The organism is Devosia psychrophila (genome assembly GCF_000971275.1).
In the GTDB taxonomy this organism is placed as follows: domain Bacteria; phylum Pseudomonadota; class Alphaproteobacteria; order Rhizobiales; family Devosiaceae; genus Devosia; species Devosia psychrophila.
In genome coordinates, this window is sequence record NZ_LAPV01000127.1 from 1 (window position 1) to 22,175 (window position 22,175).

Below are 22,175 nucleotides of genomic sequence, written 5' to 3' on the forward strand. Positions count from 1 at the left end.
CCTCCTCGAACCTATCGGCAATATCCCGCCAGCGGAAGCTGAGGCAAACTTCTACGCGGCACTGGAACAAACGGCCATGGCCGCATAACTTATACCAAACAGCCTCCGGAATTCCCGGCGCGGTTCAACTAACCCACGGCTGCACCACTACGTCCAAGACCGCTTGGCGGGCAAGATCCAGGCCCCTGACGGTTGTGATATTGCAGGCCCTCGGCAGGCACCGTTCAAGGGGCGCAACAAGCCGCATCGCGGTGACCATAAATGGGTCAATGGCTGGTCGCCCGAACAGATTGCCAACCGGCTGCAGCTCGATTTCCCGGAGGACCAATCCATGCGCATTTCACACGAAGCCATTTACCAGGCCCTCTACATTCGAGGCCGAGGTGCTCTCGAACGCGAGTTGGTCGGCTGCCTGCGCCGCGGCCGGGCGTTGCGCATCCCGCGGGCCAGGGCTCGGGCCAAGGCATGGGCACACGTCAGCGAGGAGATGATGATCTCCAACCGCCCCGCAGAAGTAGAAGACCGTGGGATGCCCGGGCATTGGGAGGGAGACCTGATCATCGGCTTGAACCGATCCGCGATCGGAACCCTGGTCGAGCGATCAAGTCGCTTTACCAGCCTCGTCCACCTGCCTCGCGAGAAAGGCTACGGGCTGGTTCAACGCACGAAGAACGGCCCCGCGCTGGCGGGCTATGCAGCCGTCACCATGGCCAATGCTCTACAAGATACCGTGAAGACTCTGCCTTCCCGACTGTGGCGGTCATTGACCTGGGACCGTGGCAAGGAGCTATCCGACCATGCCCGGTTCACGAGCGAGTCCGGGGTGAAGGTCTTCTTCGCAGCTCCCCGCAGTCCATGGCAGCGCGGCACTAACGAGAACACCAACGGCTTTTTGCGGCAATACTTCCCGAAGGGCACTGACCTGTCGCGGTGGACCGACCAAGAGATCCAAGCCGTAGCGCACAGGCTGAACAACAGGCCCCGGAAAACGCTTAGTTGGAAGACACCAACCGAAGCCTTGAATGAGTATCTAAAATCTGGCTAATAACCCAGTGTTGCGACGACCGGTTGAATCCGCCTTGGCTGCCGCTGTCCCAATGATGGATCAGACCGGCCGCCGGCTGGCGCATGACGAGCGCCTTTCTGAGAGCCGACAGAGCCAGGGCGCGGTGCAGGCGGTCGCTGGTGGTCCAGCCGACGATGCGACGAGAGAACAGATCCAGCACTACCGACAAATACAGCCAGCCTTGCCTGGTCCAGATGTAGGAGATATCGACCCCCCACTTCTCATCGGGACCCCGGGCCTCGAACACCTGGTCGAGCAGGTTCGGCGCCACTGGCCAGGAATGCTCGCTGTCGGTGGTGCGCTTGAAGCGGCGCTTCTGGGACGCTGCGTCGCACAGTGGCGCTGATTGACGGACCCGCTGTTGGCAAACCGGTCCTGGCATTCATCCATGTAGACAGTTTGGGGTGGTGCAAAACCAACGAACTCATGACCTTCGCCGAGTTATCCGAAGTTGAAGAGGTACAATCGGTCGCGGGTGATACGTCCACGCTGCTCAAGGTGCGCTGCGCCTCCAGCGCGGATCTCGAGGCTCTGCTTGCGCGCTTGTATGCCATCCCCGGCGTCAAGGGCACGCGCTGCTACATGGTGCTTTCCACCTACAGCGAGCGACCGCCGCAGGCAGCAATCACAAACTTCGCTTTGGAAGGATAGATGATGGCGGAGGAAGCAGCATTGAACTTCGCGAACTTCTTTGATGTCGAGCTTGATCTCCACAACACGCATTTCTCGTTCGCCGCTGCGGTGGGTCGATTGGCTGCTGCACGACACTAGAACGATGAAGGGTTCATCCCGGAGATTGAACGAGCCGCCCGCGATCCGATCTACAATGGTGCCCAGAAGGTTCCAGCCAACCTGCAGGAGTTCCGCGATGCCTTAGGTCGCCTGCCAGCCGGTATTGTGCTCCAGGAACAGCACGGGATTCGGCAGTATTTTACGCAAATTACGACGTGTACCGCCTTTCTGCTGGGCGGCGCGGTCAAGGGCGGACGCGTTATCACCGATTGGCCGGGCCTCGTTGGGCTTTTACTGCGGAAGAGTCCGTCATGAATGGAGCGGCGGCGTCTTGTCCGGACGCCGCCGCTCGAAAACTACATTGCGCTCGATTTAACGACCTGACCACGGATCTCGCCATCCGGGAATTTGGCGCTGTGCACGTTGAAGTACCACTTTCCGGCTTCGAGATCCGCCGCCTGTGCGTCATTCAACGTCGCCTCACCGGAGATCGGGCTGGCGAGTGGGGGCTCGATCGGCACGACGGGCTTGGCATTTTCGCCGATCGCCGCCGGGCCGTGGAAATGGGCCGCGGTAGCATCGCCGGTCAGCCCTTCATAAGTTATCGACCAAGTCAGCTTCTTGCTGTCGGTGTCATAGGAGATGTCGGACATGCCGGTGGCCATTGAGTCCGCCGGCGGCACTTCCTCGCTGGCAGACAAGTCCGCCTTATACGTCACCATTTCAGCAAATGCCGGTGCGCTCGAAAGGACCAGCGCAATGCCGGAAGCCACGACTTTAGCGTAAGAAAACAGTTTCACGATTTCCTCCTCATACTGGCGAATGAGTTCGCCCTGCAGCAAGTCAATGGAGGAACCGGTAGGCCGTTCCATTTTCTGGTGACAAATGCTCGTTTCTGCTGACAAATGCTTGGCGTCACCCGGTTCGCTCGTGTCGCCAATAAGTCATTTTGCGTTTTAGGCATCTGAGGCGTGCCAGCCGGCTGCGTTGTGAGGTAGGTGCCTTGGATTAAAGAACGACGTGCTGCTAGCGATGGAGCTGAATTGTACTTGCCGATAAGGATCAGGATCGCTTGCCCCAAACCCATGCCACCTCAGATGCGGTACGTAACTGGCGGAAGAGCCAGAAGCACCAAGTCTGTGAAATCGCTCGCAACTGCGACCCCCTTTTCGTTTCCAATAGTGGCTCTGACTGAGTTCTGCTGCAGATAGCTGGTGCTCTGGCTCTGTTTTCCGGAGGGAATCAGCGCGATGGATCAGAAATTTCGACCTGCCAGCCTTGTGCCGAGCGGCTTCGTTGTGGAGGACACCATGGTGTCGGCCGAACGCGTCAGCGTCCGTGTTCGATCTGGTGCACCTTATTGTGCATGTCCAGCTTGTGGCGTGCTGTCCCGTCGGGTTCAGAGTCGGTATTTGCGTCGCGCGGCCGACCTGCCGCTCGGTGGGCGCGGTGTAGATTTGCTGATCCTCGTACGGCGCTTCTGGTGCGACGCCGTTCTGTGTGGTCGGCAGATCTTCGCGGAACGCTTTGCGGACGGCGTACTGGCGCAGCGAGCGCGCCGAACTGAGCGGCTCGACCATATCGTTCATCACCTCGGTTTAGCGCTGGGTGGCCGCCCCGGCGCCAGCTTCGCCGAGCGTTTGATGGTGCCGGTCAGCAACGACACCTTGCTTCGCGTGGTCCGACGGCGCGCTGCAACGCCCTTGGAAACGCTCGGCGTGATCGGTATCGACGACTTCGCCTGGCGGCGCAATCATCGTTACGGGACGATTGTGTGCGACCTGGAGCGCCGCCGGACGGTTATACTGCTTCCTGACCGAGAGTCGGCAACCTCGGAAGCTTGGCTACGACATCATCCGTCGATCAGCATCGTCCCCGTGATCGCGGCGGTGGTTATGGTGAAGCCGTCAGAAAGGCGTTGCCCCAGGCAACCCAGGTCGCAGATCGGTGGCATCTCATGGAGAACGCAAGCCGCGCCTTCCTCGACGCCGTGCGTAAATCCATGCGCCAGATCCGCTCCGTGATCGGCACCGCCGTCGTCAATCCTGATCTCCTCAGCGCCGCCGAGCGCCTCCAATATGAGGGATATCTATATCGGGAAGAGGCGAACACTGCGGTCCTGACGCTTTGGAAGGAGGGGATGCCGATCAAGCAAATCGTGAAGCGCACCGGTCACTCTCGCCAAACCGTTCGCCGGATCGTTCGCGGCGAACGAAATGACGTCTTCCGGCCTCGCCAAAGCTCGTTGGAGGCTGAGTTTCCCTGGCTCGACGCCCAATGGGATGCCGGCAAGCGGAATGCTTCAGCTCTATGGCGCGCCATGAGAGAGCGAAGTTACCGCGGCAGCTTGAGGGTCGTATCCGAATGGGCGACACGCCGTCGTCGTGCCGAAAAGACTGACGCGAGCAGCTTGGCGCGTGTCCCATCCGCACGCACGATCGCGCGACTGATGACGATTGGACGCGACCACCTCACCAAATCGGAAACCGTCACAATCGCTGCCATCGAACAGGGCGTTCCATCTCTCGTCGATGCGCGTGAAATCATACTTCCACGCCATGATCCGCAAGAAGGACGTAAAGTTGATGTCGCGGCTTGAGCGCGCTTCTCAAAGCCTCGTGGCTTCTTTCGGGAACGGCGTCACAAAAGACCAAGAGGCGGTCCGGGCGGCAATCCTATCGCCGTGGTCCAACGGGCAGACCGAAGGCCAGATCACAAAGCTCAAACTGGTGAAACGCCAAATGTACGGGCGTGGAAAGATTGACCTGCTGCAAGCACGATTGATCGGCGCAGCGTGACCTCTCAAACAGCAGAGAATATGCGTCAGAGCCCCTGTTGCTCGCGAATTTACACTCCTCGCTGTTCTGGAGCGCCGTCCACAGCACTCTGTCGGGCAACGGCACCGCCGCCGAAAATCTCGAAGGTCTCGAGGCTGACCTCACCGAACTCAAGGGCGACGCCTGGTAACGGCTTCGACCAAGATGAATGACCGGCGGCGGATCAATCCACCGCCCGTTTTCGTTCAGGGTGGCGCGCCGACCACCCATTGTTCGAGGTCAGTGGACGTGCCGGTCTGAAGCCCCGATAGATCCGACAGCAGATAGATCGCCAGCCGCGCCACTTCGCTCGCCTCCAGCAACCGGCCCAGCGGTCGCACCGCGCCCGCCGTCTCGGCCCAGCTCTCGCCCTTGCCAAGCGTGCGCGCCTGCATCTGCTGCTCGCCCTCGGTGGCAGCCCATCCCATATTGATGCCGTTGACCCGGATACGGTCGGCCACATGCGCATTGGCCGCATTGCGCGTCAGCGTCTGTAGCGCGCCCTTGCTCGCCGAATAGATCGCTAGGTCCGCCGCGCCGCAATGCGCGTTCATCGACTGGATGTTGACGATCGATCCCGGCGCCCCGCGCGCCCGCAGATGCGTGATCAGCCCGCTCATCAGCAGGAACGGCGCCCTTGCATTGACCGCAAACAGCTTGTCCCACAGCGCCGGCGTGCCATCGAGAAAACTGGCGCGATCGGTAATCCCCGCCGCGTTGACCAGCCCGTCGAGCGGCCCACCCGCCAGCGCCTCTGCCATCAGCCGCGCCGGCACCTTCGGATCGCTCAATTCGCCGAACACCAGCTCGGCGCCGGCAATCTCCGCCCGCGCCCGCTCGGCCTTGCCCTTATCGCGGCCCGCCAGCACGATCCGGCTGGCGCCGTTGGCCTTCGCATGCCGCGCGATTTCAAGGCCGAGGCCCTGGAAGCCGCCGGTGATCAGCACGGCCTTGCCCAGGAGGCTTTGTCCGAAGGGGGTCGTCATTGCTCTCTCCGCAACTCAGCTCTGGTCGGTGATCCGCACATAGAGCGCGGTCACGGCGAGGATAATAGCGCCGAACAGAAGGCGCCGCGCCCCCTCTGGAATCTGCAGCAGCGTCAGCAGCGTCCCGAGCACCGTCAGGATCAGCGCGCCGACAATGGTGCCCGAATAGGTGCCGCGCCCGCCAAAGATCGACGTGCCCCCGATCACCGCGGCAGCGACCGACGGCAGCATCAGCGAATTGGCCAGCGACAGCGACGGCGCCCGGATGATGCCGACATAGAGCAGCCCGGTAATCCCGGCGATCAGCCCCGACAGCGTATAGAGCGCCATCAGCACCTGCCACGAGCGCACGCCGGAAAGGCGGGTGGCATTCTCGTTGGCGCCTATCGCATAGAGTAGCCGGCCGAAGCCGGTGCGGCGCAGGCCCCAGATGATCAGGATGGCAAACGGCACGAAGAGGTAGAGCCCATTGGGCATGCCCAGGGTGCGGCCGGTGCCGAGGAACTCGAAGAACCACGGAATTTCCGAGCCGGTATTGATGACATAGCGCTGGTAGACCTGCAGGCACCCGGTGGCGATGAGACCCGTGCCCAATGTCATGATCAGCGGATGGACGCGGCAGATGCCGACGCCAAAGCCGTTGACCAGCCCGATCAGCACTGCCGCTCCCAGCGCCAGCATGATGGCCATCGGCCCGCCGACCAGCGGTGTCAGCGTCGCCACCACGAAGGCGCTCACCGTGGCGGCAACTCCGGCCGACAGGTCGATACCACCGGTCAGCATGGTCAGTGTCTGGCAGGCCGCCAGCATGGCCAGCGGCATCGCAAAGCGGATCGTGTTGCCCACCCAGCGCTCGTTGAAAATGCCCGGCTGCAAAACGTTGAGCAGCGCAATCAGCGCGAACAGCAGCAGCACCAGCGGAATGACCGGGTTCTCGCGAACAATCCGGCCAACGCGGCTCAGGGGCGAAATCGTCTCCACGGTTGCGGCCATCAGCGTCGTCCTCTCATTGCCAGCAGGCCGCCGGCCATCACCACGGCAACCATGATGGTCCCCTCGATGATGGTGGTGACGTTCGGATCGACCGACAGCAGCGTCAGGTCGAGCCGCAGCGTGCGCAGGATGAACACCGCGATGATCGGTCCGAGCAAGCCACCCTTGCCGCCGGTCAGCGCCACCCCGCCCAGCACCACCGCCGCTACGCTGGCCATCAGATAGGGGCCGGCGATCGGCTCGCCGATACCGGTGCTGAGCGTGATCGAGAGCCCGCCCAAAGCCGCGAACAGGCCGGCAAAGCCATAGGCCGCGACACGCGTCAGCCCGATCGGCACCCCCGAGCGGAAGGCCGCATGCTGGTCGCTGCCGATGGCATAGATCGACAGCCCCAGCTTGGACCGCCGCAGCGGCAGCCAGAAGATCACCACGAAGGCGATGAGCACTACGAGCGCGCGCGGCAACCACGACGTCAGCTCCGGCGGCAGGCCCGGAATGGTCACCGCCCCCACCACCAGTTCGCGCAGCCATGGCGCCGCCGCGCCACCTGGCGCATTGAGGATAAGCAGCGCCACGCCCTCCCATACGAACAGCATGGCGAGGGTGACGACAATGTCAGGCACCCGGGTGAGCACGATCAGCACGACCCACCCGGCATTGGCATCGCCCATCTGATGCATCAGGAGCGCTGCGACCACCCCCGCTACCGCCATGATCGAGGCAATGGAAAGATCGATGCCCCCGGCAATCACCACGATGCCCATGCCCACCGTAGCGAAAGCAAACGGCAGGGCGGCTCGCGCCAGCGAATCGAGGCCGGACGCCCCGAAATTGGGCTGGATCAGCCGCGTCGCTACCAGCAGGATGGCCAGAATGGCGAGCAGACCGAGCGACCAGCCATAGCGGGCAAGAACGCGCGTCATGGCCGCGCCTCCGCACTGCTGGACGCCGCCCGTTCTTTCTCGGTCAATCCATAGGCCGCGCGCATCAGGTTCTGTTCTGTGGCCGCCTCGGCGTCGATGACATCGACGATCCTACCGCCGAAAATGACGATGGCGCGGTCGCAGGCCAGGGGGATCTCGCCCAGCTCCGAGGTGTAGAACAAAATCGACGCCCCCTGCGCCGCCAGCTCGCGCAGCAGCGGATAGATCTGGTGCTTGGTGCGCACGTCGATGCCGCGTGTCGGGTCGAACAGCAGCAGCGTTTCCACCCCCGCCGCCACCCAGCGCCCGATGGTCACCTTCTGCTGGTTGCCACCCGACAGCCGACGTACCTCGGCCTGCGCCCGCATGTCGATCTGCAGCCGCTCCACCGCGCCAGTGACACGGGCCGCCTCTTCGCGCATCGGAATGGCGCCCCATTTCGAAGGGCGCGCCAGCAGCGGCAGCGCAATATTCTCGCGCACCGAGCGCAGCATCAGCAGCGCATCCTTGCGATCGCCCGGCACCAGCGTCAACCCCTTGGCGATGGCGTCCGCGGGGTGGCCAAAGCTCGCAGCCTTGCCATCGACCTCGATGGTCCCGCCCTGCGCGCGGCGGAAACCGGCCAGCACATCGAACAACTCGTCCTGCCCCTGCCCTTCCAGCGCCACCACGCCCAGCACCTCGCCTTTGCGCAGCTCGAACGACACATCGGCAAGTCTCGAGCCGGCGGCAAGCTGGCTGACCCGCAGCCGCGGCGTCTCGGCACTCGAGACGGCCCGGATGTGCGCGCCAGTCACCTCTGCCCGCGTCGGTACGCCGCCCAGCATCAGCTCGACAATCTTTTCCTCGATACCCGGCTCGATGACGAAATCGCCCACCGTCACCCCGTCGCGCAGCACAGAAGCGCGGTCGCAGACACGGGCAATTTCGGCGAAGCGATGCGAAATATAGATCACCGTGCGGCCGGCATCGGCTTGGCCGCGAATGACCGTCAGCACGCGCTCCACGAGATCGGTGGGCAGCGCCGCTGTCATTTCGTCGAGCATCAGCACCTTGGGCTCCTTGGCCAGCGTCAAGGCCAAATCGAGGATGCGCAAAGTCGCCAGCGGCAGTTGCGAGATGGTGTCGTCGAGCCGCAGGTTGGTGATGCCAAGCGCATCGACCCAGTGCCGGAACGGCTCGATCGGCGCATCGACAAGACGCAGGTTGTCGCCCACGTCGAGGTCGGGAATCAGCGAAGGCTCCTGGTATACCGGCATGATGCCAGCACGGCGCGCCTGGGCCGGAGACGTAAACCGGCTCTCCTGTCCGTCGATGTGAATATGTCCGCTATCGGGGCGCAGGGCCCCGGTCAGGATTTTAACGAAGGTCGATTTGCCGGCGCCGTTGGCGCCCATCAGCGCGACGATTTCGCCCGCTTTCACCGTGAGCGATGCATCCTTGAGCGCCGCGACCGCGCCAAACCGCTTTGCCACGCCACGCGCGTCCAATACGACACGCCCAGCCGCTGCTTCCGTCATGCCGACGACACCTTACTCTGATTGGTCGAAGCGGGTCTCCAGCCGCAGCCGGAGACCCAAGGTCAAATCACTCGCCCGGGCCTTTGCAGGCGATGATTTCGTCGGTGCTATAGGTGGTGTAGTCGGCAATCGAGACGCTCACCGGCCATTCGGGATCGAGGTTCGGGTTCTGCGCGGCCGCGATGCTGGCCTTGCCTTCCTCGCTCACATTGTCCCACAGCGCCGGGGTCACCAGCACGGTCTGCTCCGCCGGCTTCTCACCCTTGAGGATGTTGAGAGCAACGGTCACGCCGGCGGCACCGATCGAACCGGGATTGGTCACGGCTGCACCAACCAGACCTTCGACACTGCCGAGCTGGCCGACGAAGCCGGCATTGTCGGCACCCACGATCGGTACCAGCGGGGCACCCGATTCGACGAAGGCATCGACGATGACGTTGTCGATACCCGAGGTCCACACGCCGTCAAACGCCACGCCGGTGGCCAGATAGTCGAGGATCTGCTGCTTGCCCTGGTCCTGCTGCCAGCCGGTGAACACTTCCTGCGCCACCTTGACGCCGGGATATTCGGCCAGTGCGCGCTTGAAACCCTTGTCGCGGTCATTGTCGGCCGAGGCACCGGCGGCGCCGCGCATATAGACGACACTGCCTTCGCCGCCGATCTGCTCAAACAGCCATTTCGCGCCGAGATAACCGTATTCTTCCTGGTTGTTGGACACGACATAGGCCGAAGGCTCGGTCACGGCCTGGTCGACGGCGACCACGACGATACCGGCGTCAGTGGCTTCCTTGATCGCGGCATTGATGCCCTCAGGATTGGCCGGATTGACCACGATGGCATCGACACCGGCCTGGATCAGGTTGCGGATGTCTTCGAGCTGGCCGGCAGCATCGGTGTTGCGATGCGCGATGTTGAGCGAAGCCACTTCGCCCGATTTCAGGGCCTGTGCCTTGATGGCGCAGATCATTTCCTCGCGCCAGCCGTTGCCCTGCACGGTGTTGGAAACGCCGATGGTGTAGTCTTGGGCCGCGGCAGCACCGCTGAGCCCGACGAGAATGGAGACCGCACTGGCGGTCAGGAGCAGTTTGTTCATGTTAGTCCTCCCTTTGAACTGATTGCATGTTTGCATATTATTTCAGTCACTTCACGTATGGATTGAGCACATCGCGGGCCAACACAAAGCCGCGCTTGAGCTTGTCGTCACTCCCCTCGAAATCGCGGTCCTCATGTTCGATGATGACCGGACCGTCATAGCCGGCCCGGTAGAGGCCGGAGAAGAACCGGGCCCAGTCAATATCGCCGAGACCCGGCATGCGCGGCACCTGCCAGCCAATACCGACCGACATGATGCCGTTTTCGTACAGCCCGTCACGGTCGATCATCACGTCCTTGGCGTGGACATGCACCATCTTGGGGCCGAATTCGCGGATGAAGCGCGGCTGGTCTATCATCTGCCACACCAGATGCGACGGATCGTAATTCATGCCGACACCCTCGTTCCAGGTGTCGAAGATGCGTCGCCAGATTTTTGGCGAATAGGCAATGTTGTGCCCACCCGGCCATTCGTCATGGCTGAACAGCATCGGGCAATTCTCGAAGGCCAGCGTCACCCCGGCATCGCGCGCATGGGCGACGACAGGCGCGAAGATGTCCTTGGCCCGCGCCCAGTTCTCTTCGACGTTCAGCGTGCGGTCGCCGCCCATGAAGGAATTGACCACCGGCACCCCGAGCAGGCTCGCCGCGCTGATGACCTTCTTGAGATGACCAATAACCTGCTCCCGATGCCCCGCATCGGCATGCAGCGGATTGGGGTAATAGCCCAGACCCGATATCGAGATATCCTTGCCCGTCAGCGCCGAAACGATTTCGCCCGCCTCGCCCGTCGATAGTCCATCGACATTGATATGCGACGTCCCCGCGTAACGCCGTGTCTCGCCACCAGCCGCTGGCCAGCAGGCAACTTCCAGCGCCGAGAAGCCGCTCCCGGCTGCCCAGTCGGCAACGTCCAGCAGGTCGGTATCGGCAAATGGCGCCGTCAGAATCCCGAGCTTCATTCCTGTCCCTCCACCTCTACCCAGCGACTTTCCTTGGCGCTTGTGATCACCGCATCGCAGAACAGCATCTCATAGTGCCCGTCTTCGAAGCTGGCATAGTTTGACCCCGCCGAGCGCCCCCCGGCAAGCACGTCGGAATAGACTGCTCGGAACAGGGCGAAAAACGTATCGGCAAAACCCTCGACATGACCGCCCGGCAAACTGGCCGCCGCCGCGCCGAGCCCATTCATCAGCCCCGGATCGCGCTGCAAGATCTGGTTGGGCTCGTCGCGGTGCCCCAGCCACAGATGATCGGGATGTTCTGAATGCCAGGATGCCGACCCCTGGGATCCCGAAACCTCCCAGCTCATCGCATTCTTGCGCCCATGGCTGACCTGGCTGGTCGTCACCGACCCGCGCGCCCCATTGGCAAAGCGCAGCAGCATCAGCCCCGCATCGTCGGTTTCGATCCGTCGCGTCTCACTCGCTCGGTCGCCGGTCTTGGCAAATGTCTCGACCGGCCCCAGCGGCCGCTGCCGCTCCGGAATGAACGTCGCCAGTTCCGCCAAAACCGCCACCGGTTTGAGCCCGCCGATGAAACTGGTGAGGTCAACCCAATGCGTGCCGATATCGGCGACCGAGCGCAGCGTGCCACCCTCCTCGGTCTCCAGCCGCCAGTTCCAGTCACTCGGCTTGGCCAGCCAATCCTGATGATAATGACCGGAAATCAGCCGGACCTCTCCAAGCTTGCCTGCGGCAACCATGCCGCATGCTTGCTGGCTGAGCGGGTAGAACCGCGTGTTGTAGCAAACCGCAGCGACCAGCCCGCTGGCCTCTGCCAGTGCCACCATCTCAGCCGATTCCGCCGAGTTCATCGCCAGCGGCTTCTCGCAGATCACATGCTTGCCCGCCGTCAGGATAGCTTTGACCTGGGCAAAATGGGCGTGGTTGGGCGAGGTGACATGCACCACATCCACCGCCGGGTCGGCCAGTAATTGTTCAAGCGAATTATAGGCGTGATGGACACCCAGAGCTGCCGCCCGCTCAGCGCCGCGCCCGGCGCTGGACCCCAGCATGCCGGTAACGCGAACGCCGAGCCTGCGCAGCGCCCACAGGTGCACCGTGCCGATGAAGCCCGTGCCGATGACGGCAACGCCCACATCGTGAAACCCAGTCATGTCGCTCCTCCCCTGGTCAGGCGCGATTCCTCTTGCGCGCCCAACACGTTAAACGACCGAATATCCCCCATCCACCGGCAAGCAAGCGCCGGTGATGAAAGCCGAAGCATCGGAGGCCAGAAACAGCACCACCCCCGCAATGTCGTCCGGCTGCCCCCAGCGGCCGAGCGGCGTGCGCGCGCTGACATTGGCGACATGCACCGGGTCAGTCCGGCTGCGGGCCGATTGTTCGGTGACGATAAAGCCCGGCGCCACCGCGTTGACGCGCACCCCATCGGGCGCCCAGGCGATGGCCAGCGACTTGGTGAGTTGCTCCACCGCCGCCTTACTGGCGCCATAGGCCGGATTGCGCGGGCTGCCGAAGCGGGCATACATCGAGGCAATATTGATCAGCCTGCCGCCGCTGGCCTTGAGATGGGGGTGAAAAGCCTCGGCGGTGCGGAACGTGCCGTGCAGGTTGACGTTGACCACTTTTTCGAAAAAGCTCGGCTCCATCTCCTCGCCTCGTGCCGTGATAGCGGCGCAGTTGACTAGCACGTCGAGCTTTTCGATCGTACCACCCAGCGCGCGAACCGCAGCCGTATCGGTGACATCGAGCTTCTCGTACCGGAAGCGGCCACGATCTCCCTCGGCAGGCTGGTCCTCCACACCGGTGATGATCACGCTAGCACCGGCCGCTTGGAAAGCCCGGGCGATAGACGCACCAATCCCGGCCCGGCTTGCGCCGACAACCAGCACGGACGCCCCGGCGAAATCGAAACTGGCCCGCATGTCGAACTCTCCCTCGGCCATACCATCGCCGAGGTCGTCGAGACTTGCAATCTATTTTTCGTTTTTCATTTTTTGGTTATTTATTTTCATTTTGGCCGGAGCCGCCTGTTCGCCCAGCCGCCGTCCCAGGCTGACGATGATGGCTTGGCACACCACAAGTGCAGGCACCTGCGAGCGAAAATGCCCGAGCCGCGCCTCGGTTACGTAGAGGACGTGCTTGGCGAGCCCGACCACCGGGCTGAGCTCGTTGTCAGTGATCGCCAGCACGGTATGTCCCCGCTCCGCTGCCAGCCGCGCTGCCTCCACTGTCTCAGGCGTATAATCGTCGAAAGTCACCGCCAGCAGTACATCGTTGGGCCCCATGGCGCCGATCTGTTCGGCCCGCATGGCGCCCAGATTGTCCACCAGATGCGCCCGCTTGCCGATACTGGCCAACCCATAGACCGAATAGGCACCGATGCTGAACGCCCCGCGCGCTGCCGCCACATGCACCACCTCGCACTCTACCAGAGCATTGACGAAAGCCGCAAGTTCCGCCCGATCGAGGCTCTCTTCGATACGCACCAGCGAATTGACCGCGGCCTGCAGGAAGCCCTCGAACACCCGTCCCGAATCCTGCAGGTCGGCATCGCCGATTTCACCCGTGCGCAATCTGGTGACACGTTCGGCATAGGGCAGCCGCGGACCCACGAGCCGCTCGCGGAACACCGCCTGCAATTCGGCGAAGCCGGCGAAACCCAGTTCCTTAGCAAACCGCGTGATCGTCGCCGGCGGCACTAGCGCATGATTGGCCAAAGTCACCAGCGTACTGATCGCCACCTCCTCGGGATGGTTCAGAAAGAACCGTGCCACCTGTTGCAGACGTTTGCTCAGCGCCCCTTGCCGCGCGGCCAGCACCGCGCAGAGGCCTTCATAGTCCTTGATCGGGCTGCTGGTCATGGTCACTGCTTTGGTCAATTCCGCCTCGATTGGCGAGCCTCAATGCTTGCACGGGCTCAGCCCCATCAGCAACTACCACCTTGCCCTCTCCGGTGGCGCCGTGGTCTCGTGCCACGAAATCGGGAGAGTCGAAATGATCGCGCCAGTCAAAATCCTCGTCGTAGGGCTCGGCAACATGGGGCGCTCGCACGCCATCTCATACGCAAACAATCCCGGTTTCGAAATCGTCGGCCTGATGAGCCGCTCGATCAAATCCGCGACCATTCCCGATCAACTTCAGGGCTTGCCGCTATTCGAGGACTTCGGCGCCGCGCTCGCCACAACCAGGCCTGACGCTGTCTCGATCAATTCCTGGCCCAATACCCATGCCGAGTACGCCATCAGGGCAATGGAAGCCGGCGCCCATGTGTTTATGGAAAAGCCCATTGCCACAAACATCGCCGACGCGAATAAGGTCGTCGCTACCGCCCGCCGGACCAACCGCAAGCTGGTGCTCGGCTACATCCTGCGCGTGCATCCGAGCTGGATAAAGTTCATCGAACTGAGCAAAACGCTGGGCAAGCCGCTGGTGATGCGGATGAACCTGAACCAGCAAAGCAATGGTCCCGCCTGGACTGGCCACAAGAACCTGATGGATTCGCTGATCCCGATCGTCGATTGCGGTGTGCACTATGTCGACGTCATGTGCCAGATGACCGGCGCCAGGCCGGTCCGCGTGCACGGCATTGGCGCCAAGCTGTGGAACGCTGCAGAAAAGCAGAACTATGGTCATTTGCACGTCACCTTTGATGACGGCTCGATCGGCTGGTACGAGGCGGGCTGGGGCCCGATGATGAGCGAGACCGCCTATTTCGTGAAGGATGTGATCGGCCCCAATGGCTCAGTCTCGATGGTCCCAACATCTTCGGAGGGCAAGGACAAGCTGAGCCAAGTTACCGACTCCGCCGATATCGATCGCCACACCAAAACGGACATGCTGCGCTATCACCACGCCGAAGTCGGCCCGGACAAGAACTTCACCAGACCGGACGAGTTCATCTCCACCGAAGATGAACCCACTCACCAAGACCTCTGCGATCGCGAGCAGGCATTCTTCCTCAAGGCCATCCGCGAAGACCTCGACCTGAACGACGCCATGCAAGCGGCCGTCAGCAGCCTCGAAATCGTGCTCGCAGCCGAGCAGTCGATCCACGAGCGACGGGTCGTCGAATTGGCTTGAGACAACAGCGCGCGTGTTGGGAAGGTATTCGACAAGCTTTGAAGAGCTTGCGGCACGCAGAAATTCGCCCAAAGCACCGCCCAGTTGCCTGTCGAGCCCACAAACTCCAAGAACATCCTACCTATCGGTAGAACGAGATCACAATAGATGCTTGAGCCAGGGCCAGCGCTTGCGCACGCTGTCGAGGATCATCTGGGCGCCGGCGCTGTCGGAGATGTCGGCGGTAGTGAGATTGACCATCGGTGTCCACGACGATATGGCGCTTGCGCCCGACGATCTTCTTGCCGGCGTCGTAACCTCATGTTTTTGCTTCGGTAGCCTTGACCGACTGACTGTCGATGACGCCGCCCGAGGGGCTTGCCTCGCGCCCGGACCGCTCGCGATCGAGCATCAGCGCCACGTCTTGGATCGTCTGGAACATGAAGCGTCGAACGAAGCGGCGAAACCACCAGTAGACGGTCTGCCAGGGTGGGAAATCCTTCGGCAGCATGCGCCAGCCGCCGCCAGAGCGGGCCAGATAGCGGATCGCGTTCAAAACCTCGCGCAAATCCGTCTCAACCGGACGCCCGTTCTTCGCAAGGCTAGGCAGGAACCGCCGTACCCGCGCCCACTCCTCCTCAGTCAGATCCGTCGGGTAGCGCTTGGTCTTCTGCTCAATCTCGGCCATCCGGCCACCCAATTTACCAGCATGGCCGTCACCGGCCTGCTGCGCGACAATGTCTTCGTTGAGCGGCGAATGACTGGTATGACGTTGGCTCAGGCAACCCGTGAGCTCGCCGAAAGTCGCCATTTGCTCGGTTCCCGAATCAGACTGCTACATGCTCAAATTCTAGGCAAATCCACCTCGTTGGCATCGCAATAGGCAGATTTCTAAAGTTGGCAAGAGCTTATTTTGCGTTTATCTCCGCGAAAATCGACGACAAAAGAACCGGATGACGGCCTGCCAAAACTTTCTTTCTGTAATAACGAAAGGATTTCTCGAAACTACCAGATCGACGAACCAAAGGGTAGGGTTGGCTGAACACTAAAAATATCCCTTTTATATAGTCACTTATTCAGCATTTATGCAAGCGCCTCCCCTGAAACTCGACTGCCTAACTTTCTTCTATTTTTTTCTAAACCGCCTTCTACAAAATAAATCTTGCGCCCGTTAAGCGGCTGTCGCAGTCTCAATCCATCTTGGAAAGAGGCCGCCGTGCTCACCAAACTGACTTCCAAATGGGTTTTGGCTTTCGAGGGAGCCGACCACGTCCTGATCGAGGACGGGGAAGTTCTCTTTGCCAATGGCAAAGTGCTGTCCATCGGCCCCGCGACGCGCACGGAGGCGGATCGCCACGAGGATTTTGGGGGTGCGTTGATCGCACCCGGGTTCATCGACCTCAACGCATTGGCTGACGCCGACACTACGATACTGGGCTTCGGCAGCGCCGGCGACGCCACTCGCGGCACCTGGAGCGCCGATTATGCGGCCACGGCCCACGACGTGCTCGACCGCACCGAAATGCTGGCGGCGGCGCACGCGGCCTTCGGCCAGTTGCTGCTTTCGGGGACTACCACTGCGCTGCCGGTCACCTCGCTGCTGTTCCGTGCCTGGGCGGAGAACAGCGACGAATTCGACGCATTTGCCGGCCTCTCGCAGAAATTGGGCATTCGCCTGGTGCTCGGCCCCAGCTTCCGCTCCGCCGTCAACGTCATTGACGCCGACGGAGCGTTGACGCAGATCGAGGATGAGGCCCGTGGCCTGGCTGGACTCGATGACGCCATCTCCTTCATCCGCCGCCACCAGAGCAGCGCAGATAGCTTGATCTCCGGATTGTTGGTGCCTTCCACGATCGATACCTGCTCGGACGCCCTGCTTGTGCGCACGGCACAGGCCGCCCAAGAGCTGGGCGTCCCGTTCCGCCTGCATTGCTGCCAATCGGAAACCGAAGCCGACCTGATCTGGGCTCGCTCGGGCAAGACCTCCATCGGCCTGCTGCGGGATCTGGGCATTCTGTCCGAACGCGCGCTGCTGCCCCATGCCATCAATCTGGGCGGACCAGATGCCGATCCGGCCCTGATCGCAGCGGACCTCTCGGTCCTCGCCGAGAGTGGCGCCACGGTCGTGCATTGCCCGCTGGTCGTCGGCCGCGGTGGCCGTCGGCTCGATAGCTTCGGCGCTTTCCTGCGCCAGGGCATCGCTATTGGGATCGGCACCGATACCACCCCGCCCAATATGCTGATGAACCTGCAAATGGGCCTCGCCACCGCGCGCTTCGATGGCCGCCATGCCACTGGTCCGGCCGAGTATTATCGTGCGGCGACGCTAGGCGGCGCCAAGGCGCTGAACCGCCCCGATCTGGGGCGCCTCGCGGTCGGCAGTGCCGCCGACATCGTCGTCTGGGACTTGTCGGTCTTTGATGCCCAGCCTTCGCACGATCCCATCGAGGCCCTCTTCCTGATGCCCCCCGGCCTGAGGGCAGATCAGGTATGGGTCGCCGGGCGCCGCGTCGTCAAAGACGGGCACGTGGTCGACTTCAATGAAAGCGAAGCGTCGGCCAGCTTGCAGACGATCTTCGAAAAACTGCGCAACAGCTATGCCGAACGGCATTGGAAGGGACACGATTGGCAATCGCTCTTTCCACCCGCCTTTCCCGTCCGCCGGCAGGCACAACCATCAACAGGGAAACGACATCATGATTAAGGGAAACTGGACCAGACGCCTGGTGCTGCTCGCCGGCTTGGCAATGGGCGTGACGGCGTTGACGCCGGTCTATGCGCAGGACGCCAAGCCGGTGGTCATCGCCTCCTCGGAGGACATCATCAGCCTCGATCCGCACATGCTGGACAGCAACAATCCCACCGGCTCGGCCATCTGGTCGATCTTCGACAGCCTGGTGCGCCGCGACAAGGACGGGCAGGCCCAGCCGCGCCTCGCCACCTCTTGGGAACGCGTCGATGACCTCACCTGGCGTTTCCATCTGCGCGAAGGCGTGACCTTCAGCAATGGCGAGGCGTTCAACGCCGAAGCGGTCAAGGTCAACTTCGCCCGCATGGACACCGCCCCGTTCAATTCGGTGCAGCAGTTGCATGACCAGACCGGGCTGACCGCGGTCAACGTCGTCGATGACTTTACCCTCGATCTTGTCACCGCAGCGCCGACCGTCAACATGCTCTATTGGCTGGAAGAGGCGTTCGTCGCCGCCCCCGCCTACATCACCGACACGGCGCCCGACGTGGTCGCTTCCGCCCCAATCGGTTCTGGTCCCTATAAGTTCGTCGAATGGCGCCGTGGCGATGCCCTGGTGTTGACCGCAAGTGATACCTATTGGGGCGATGCACCGGCCGTGAAGGACATCATCTTCCGCGCCGTGCCGGAAATGTCCTCGCGCCTCAACGAACTGGCCGCCGGCACTGTCGATATCGTCGTCGGCATCACGCCGGACGCGGCGGCTCAGGCCAATACCGATGTCAGCGACGTGGTGCAGATCGAAGGCCTGCGCAAGATGCATATGGGCATCTCGATCAAGGGCGAACAACCCGCGCTCGCCGACCCGCGCGTCCGCCAGGCGCTCAACTATGCCGTCGACGTTCCCACCATCATCGATTCCCTGCTCGGCGGTTCGACCAAGCCACTGCTCAGCATCGTCAATCCACCCAACAACAATCCAGATTTGACGCCCTATAGCTACGATCCGGAAAAGGCCAAGGCGCTGATGGCGGAAGCCGGCTTTGCCGATGGCTTCCCGCTGACCATCCAGTGGTCGACCCGTTTCGACGGCGGCAAGGATGTCTCGGAAGTGGTGGGCTCGTTCCTCGAGGCCATCAATATCAAGCCGACCTATGAAGCGGTCGAAATCGGCCAGTTCCGCGAAGCGCTGTCGAGTGCCAGCCTCAAGGGCATCTACTTCCAGGGTTGGGCCGCGCTGATCAATCCCTCAGTCGAGCTGGTCATCCTGACCTGCGGCCATGTCGATAATTCGAGCGGCTATTGCAACCCGGACTATGACAAGCTGGTCATTGAAGCCTCGCAGACACTGGACGACGCCAAGCGGCAGGAACTGGAATACGCTGCTCAGGCGATCATCTGGAACGACGCACCGTGGCTCTATCTGTGGCGCCTGCCGAACATCTTCGGCATCTCCAAGACGCTGAGCTATGAGTTCCGCGCCGATAACTATCTCGAGCCTTACCTGATCACCTACAAGTAATGCATCGGCTGCCCTAGCTCCGGCCAGGGCAGCCCCGGTTTTGCAAGGCACCATGTTCTCGTTCCTGTCCAAACGCTTCCTGCAGGCCTTGCTCGTCCTTCTCGGGGTATCGTTTGCTACTTTCATCGTCGGCCACCTGACGGGCGACCCAGTCGAGCTGATGGCGCGCGAAAACGCCACCGAACAGGACAAGCAGGATCTGCGGGTTTATCTGGGGCTCGATCGGCCGCTGGAGCAGCAATATTTCAGTTTCATCGTCAAGGCCGTGCAGGGCGATCTCGGATTTTCCTTCGTCCAGCAGGCCAAGGTCTCCCAACTGATCGCCGAGCGCCTGCCCGCCACGCTGCAATTGGCGGCCGCCGGGTTCCTACTCGCGCTGGCCATTTCCATCCCACTGGGCATCATCATCGCGCTCAATCGCGGCACCATCTGGGATTTTCTGGTCACCACGCTGGCCATGGCCGGCCAAGCCGCGCCTGGATTCTGGATCGGGCTGATGCTGGTGGTGCTGTTCGCAGTGCACCTCAAGGTCCTGCCGGTATCGGGCTATGGCGGCGCCGCCTATATCGTGCTGCCGGCAATCACCTTGGCGCTGCAATCGTCGGCCCGGTTGACCCGGCTGGTGCGCGCCAGCATGCTTGAGGTCTTGAGCGCCGACTATATCCGCACAGCCCATTCCAAGGGCCTGCGCGAGCGGGTCGTGCTGTTCGTCCACGCCTTTCGCGGCGCCATGATCCCGGTGGTCACCATGGCCGGACTGGAGCTGGCCGAGTTGGTCTCGGGTGCCTTCATCACCGAAACCATCTTTGCCTGGCCCGGCATCGGCAGGCTCGCCGTCACTGCCGTGTCACAGCGCGATTTCCCTGTTATCCAGGGGGTCGTGCTGATGTCGGCCGCGTTCTTCGTGCTGATCAACTTCCTGGTCGATGTGCTCTATGTCGTCATCGATCCGCGCGTGAAGCTGAAATGAGGCGTTCGGCAACAAGCGTCTTCCTGCGGCGCAATGCACTGGGTCTCTTGGGCCTGACCATTCTCGTCATCGTTGCGCTGGCGGCGATCTTTGCGCCTTGGGTCGCGCCATACGGGCCGGCCAAGATCGATCTGATGGCGCGCTTGGCGCCGCCGGCCTGGATCGATGGCGGCTCGCTCAAGCATCTTCTGGGCACCGACAATCTGGGCCGCGACATCTTGAGCCGGGTCATTTATGGCGCCCAGATTTCGCTGTCCGTGGGGGCAGGAGCCGTGGTTATTGGCGCTTTGATCGGCTCCTTCATCGGGCTGTTGTCCGGCTATTTCGGCGGCATCGTCGACGCGGCGCTATCGTTCTTGGTCAATGTGCAGTTGGCGTTCCCATTTACGCTGCTGGCCATCTTCCTGCTGTCGACGTTTGGCGGCGGCTTTACCTCGGTCGTCGTCGTCGTGGCGCTGGCGACCTGGGTCAATTACGCCCGCGTGGTGCGCGGACAGGTGATGAGTGTCAAGAACCAGGAATATGTCGAGGCCGCCAAAAGCGTCGGCGTGCCCACCGACCGCATCCTGCGCCGCTATATCCTGCCCAATGCGTTTTCTTCCATTATCGTCGTTGCCAGCTTCTCCATGGCGCAGGCGATCCTGACTGAAGCCGCCCTGAGCTTTCTTGGCGTCGGCATCGGCAGCGCCACGCCCTCCTGGGGCACCATGCTCAATGATGGCCGTTCCTATCTGCAAAACGCCTGGTGGATGACGGCCATGCCGGGCGTCGCCACGGCGCTGACGGTGCTGGCGGGCAATCTGTGTGGCGATTGGCTGCAGGACCGGATCGATCCGAGGTTGCGCAAATGAGCGATGCAGTTCTGTCGGTCGAAGGCCTTAGCGTCGATTTCGCCGTTGGCGGCAGCATCATCCATGCCGTGCGCGATGTGTCGCTCTCGGTAGCGCAGGGTGAGGTGCTTGGCCTGGTTGGGGAAAGCGGCTCCGGCAAGTCGGTCACCATGTTGTCGGTAGTGCGACTGCTCGATGCGCGCCGCACCGCGATCACGGCTCGCGCCATGAGTGTCGATGGCCATTCCATTCTCGACCTTCGGCCCCGCGCCCTCGAAGACGTACGGGGGCCCGTCGTCTCCTATATCTTCCAAGACCCGCTGACCGCGCTCAATCCGCTGCTCACGGTTGGTCGGCAGATCAGCGAGGGCATGCGCCGCCACAAGGGCCTGAGCCGGACCGCGGCCCGTGCTAGGGCGCTGGACTTGCTGCGCCGCGTCGGCATTCCGGCACCCGAACTGCGCATCAATCAACTGCCCCATCAGTTGTCGGGCGGCATGCGGCAGCGCGTTATGATTGCCATGGCGCTGGCGGTGGAGCCCAAGCTGCTGATCGCCGACGAGCCGACCACGGCACTCGATGTCACCGTGCAGGCCGAAATCGTGCGGCTGGTGCAATCGATTCAGCGCGAGCAGGGCATGGCCATGGTCTGGGTCACCCACGATCTGGCGCTGCTGGCGCGGTTGGCCGACCGGGTCGTGGTCATGTATGCCGGGCGCATCGTCGAGGATGCCTTGGCCGAGGCGCTTTATGATGCGCCGGCCCATCCCTATACCGCCGGCCTACTGGCCAGCACGTCGCGCATCGATGATCCTTTCTCCGAGCAGGAGCCGATCCCCGGCGCCCCGCCCGATCCGCGTGTCGTGCATCCCGGCTGCAGTTTCGCGCCACGCTGTTCGCGGGCACAGGCGAGGTGCCAGGGCGAAGTGCCGGCGCTCGAAATCAAGGCCGATGGCCGCCGCGTCGCCTGTTTTTACCCGCTGACCGGGAGCCAGACATGAGCGCGCCG

General features: G+C 62.4%; 18 protein-coding genes and 5 pseudogenes. 11 read left to right on the forward strand and 12 right to left on the reverse strand.

Going from position 1 to position 22,175, the window contains the following annotated elements:
- Positions 1-127 precede the first annotated feature (127 nt).
- Positions 128-1,045: pseudogene (locus WH91_RS11885) on the forward strand (IS30 family transposase); the annotation flags it as partial.
- 34 nt (positions 1,046-1,079) lie between these two features.
- Here the strand turns inward: WH91_RS11885 and WH91_RS23455 are convergent.
- Positions 1,080-1,391 (reverse strand): annotated as a pseudogene (locus WH91_RS23455) (transposase); the annotation flags it as partial.
- A gap of 11 nt (positions 1,392-1,402) precedes the next feature.
- On the opposite strand from WH91_RS23455, the gene WH91_RS11895 reads away from it, so the two are divergent.
- Positions 1,403-1,717, forward strand: coding sequence for an Lrp/AsnC family transcriptional regulator (locus WH91_RS11895; protein ID WP_052952795.1), 315 nt, complete (start codon positions 1,403-1,405; stop codon positions 1,715-1,717).
- Positions 1,718-1,816 (forward strand): annotated as a pseudogene (locus WH91_RS25390) (methyltransferase); the annotation flags it as partial.
- A 338-nt stretch (positions 1,817-2,154) separates the two neighbouring features.
- On the opposite strand, the gene WH91_RS11900 reads toward WH91_RS25390, so the two are convergent.
- Positions 2,155-2,598: a CHRD domain-containing protein gene (locus tag WH91_RS11900; protein ID WP_244542450.1), complete on the reverse strand. Its 444-nt coding sequence runs from the start codon at positions 2,596-2,598 to the stop codon at positions 2,155-2,157.
- Between the two features lie 450 nt (positions 2,599-3,048).
- Here WH91_RS11900 and WH91_RS23460 point away from each other — a divergent pair.
- Positions 3,049-4,596 (forward strand): annotated as a pseudogene (locus WH91_RS23460) (ISL3 family transposase).
- Between the two features lie 37 nt (positions 4,597-4,633).
- On the forward strand, positions 4,634-4,765 hold the full coding sequence (locus tag WH91_RS25805; protein ID WP_280140248.1) for a hypothetical protein: 132 nt from the start codon (positions 4,634-4,636) through the stop codon (positions 4,763-4,765).
- Positions 4,766-4,820: 55 nt separating this feature from the next.
- Here WH91_RS25805 and WH91_RS11910 read toward each other — a convergent pair whose 3' ends face one another.
- From WH91_RS11910 to WH91_RS11950, 9 genes are all read right to left on the reverse strand, one after another.
- On the reverse strand, positions 4,821-5,600 hold the full coding sequence (locus tag WH91_RS11910; RefSeq protein WP_046171234.1) for an SDR family oxidoreductase: 780 nt from the start codon (positions 5,598-5,600) through the stop codon (positions 4,821-4,823).
- A 15-nt stretch (positions 5,601-5,615) separates the two neighbouring features.
- Positions 5,616-6,593, reverse strand: coding sequence for an ABC transporter permease (locus WH91_RS11915; RefSeq protein ID WP_046171235.1), 978 nt, complete (start codon positions 6,591-6,593; stop codon positions 5,616-5,618).
- Complete coding sequence (locus tag WH91_RS11920; RefSeq protein WP_046171236.1) at positions 6,593-7,516, reverse strand: ABC transporter permease; 924 nt, start codon at positions 7,514-7,516, stop codon at positions 6,593-6,595. Before WH91_RS11920 ends, WH91_RS11915 begins: the two co-directional genes overlap by 1 nt.
- Positions 7,513-9,036, reverse strand: a complete 1,524-nt coding sequence (locus WH91_RS11925) for a sugar ABC transporter ATP-binding protein (protein WP_046171237.1) — start codon at positions 9,034-9,036, stop codon at positions 7,513-7,515. Before WH91_RS11925 ends, WH91_RS11920 begins: the two co-directional genes overlap by 4 nt.
- Before the next feature lie 67 nt (positions 9,037-9,103).
- Positions 9,104-10,129 (reverse strand): ABC transporter substrate-binding protein, encoded by a 1,026-nt coding sequence (locus tag WH91_RS11930; RefSeq protein ID WP_046171238.1) that lies wholly within the window; start codon positions 10,127-10,129, stop codon positions 9,104-9,106.
- Positions 10,130-10,175: 46 nt separating this feature from the next.
- On the reverse strand, positions 10,176-11,090 hold the full coding sequence (locus tag WH91_RS11935; RefSeq protein WP_046171239.1) for a sugar phosphate isomerase/epimerase family protein: 915 nt from the start codon (positions 11,088-11,090) through the stop codon (positions 10,176-10,178).
- Positions 11,087-12,247: a Gfo/Idh/MocA family protein gene (locus tag WH91_RS11940; protein ID WP_046171240.1), complete on the reverse strand. Its 1,161-nt coding sequence runs from the start codon at positions 12,245-12,247 to the stop codon at positions 11,087-11,089. Before WH91_RS11940 ends, WH91_RS11935 begins: the two co-directional genes overlap by 4 nt.
- Positions 12,248-12,295: 48 nt before the next feature.
- Entirely contained in the window at positions 12,296-13,018 is a 723-nt protein-coding gene (locus WH91_RS11945) for an SDR family NAD(P)-dependent oxidoreductase (RefSeq protein ID WP_046171260.1), read from the reverse strand.
- A 51-nt stretch (positions 13,019-13,069) separates the two neighbouring features.
- Positions 13,070-13,975: a MurR/RpiR family transcriptional regulator gene (locus WH91_RS11950; protein WP_143078229.1), complete on the reverse strand. Its 906-nt coding sequence runs from the start codon at positions 13,973-13,975 to the stop codon at positions 13,070-13,072.
- A 115-nt stretch (positions 13,976-14,090) separates the two neighbouring features.
- Between WH91_RS11950 and WH91_RS11955 the strand changes: the two genes are divergently transcribed.
- Positions 14,091-15,176, forward strand: a complete 1,086-nt coding sequence (locus WH91_RS11955) for a Gfo/Idh/MocA family protein (RefSeq protein ID WP_046171262.1) — start codon at positions 14,091-14,093, stop codon at positions 15,174-15,176.
- Between the two features lie 144 nt (positions 15,177-15,320).
- Here WH91_RS11955 and WH91_RS11960 read toward each other — a convergent pair.
- A pseudogene (locus WH91_RS11960) lies at positions 15,321-15,843 on the reverse strand (IS5 family transposase); the annotation flags it as partial.
- Between the two features lie 528 nt (positions 15,844-16,371).
- On the opposite strand from WH91_RS11960, the gene WH91_RS11965 reads away from it, so the two are divergent.
- The 5 genes from WH91_RS11965 to WH91_RS11985 are packed head-to-tail and all read left to right on the forward strand — an operon-like array spanning position 16,372 to position 22,167.
- Positions 16,372-17,859 (forward strand): chlorohydrolase family protein, encoded by a 1,488-nt coding sequence (locus WH91_RS11965; RefSeq protein ID WP_046171241.1) that lies wholly within the window; start codon positions 16,372-16,374, stop codon positions 17,857-17,859.
- On the forward strand, positions 17,852-19,366 hold the full coding sequence (locus WH91_RS11970; protein WP_046171242.1) for an ABC transporter substrate-binding protein: 1,515 nt from the start codon (positions 17,852-17,854) through the stop codon (positions 19,364-19,366). Before WH91_RS11965 ends, WH91_RS11970 begins: the two co-directional genes overlap by 8 nt.
- A 52-nt stretch (positions 19,367-19,418) precedes the next feature.
- A complete protein-coding gene (locus WH91_RS11975) occupies positions 19,419-20,336 on the forward strand; it encodes an ABC transporter permease (protein WP_046171243.1) in 918 nt (305 codons plus the stop codon).
- Positions 20,333-21,187, forward strand: a complete 855-nt coding sequence (locus WH91_RS11980) for an ABC transporter permease (RefSeq protein WP_046171244.1) — start codon at positions 20,333-20,335, stop codon at positions 21,185-21,187. Before WH91_RS11975 ends, WH91_RS11980 begins: the two co-directional genes overlap by 4 nt.
- Positions 21,184-22,167 (forward strand): ABC transporter ATP-binding protein, encoded by a 984-nt coding sequence (locus WH91_RS11985; protein WP_046171245.1) that lies wholly within the window; start codon positions 21,184-21,186, stop codon positions 22,165-22,167. Before WH91_RS11980 ends, WH91_RS11985 begins: the two co-directional genes overlap by 4 nt.
- The last annotated feature ends 8 nt before the right edge of the window (positions 22,168-22,175 follow it).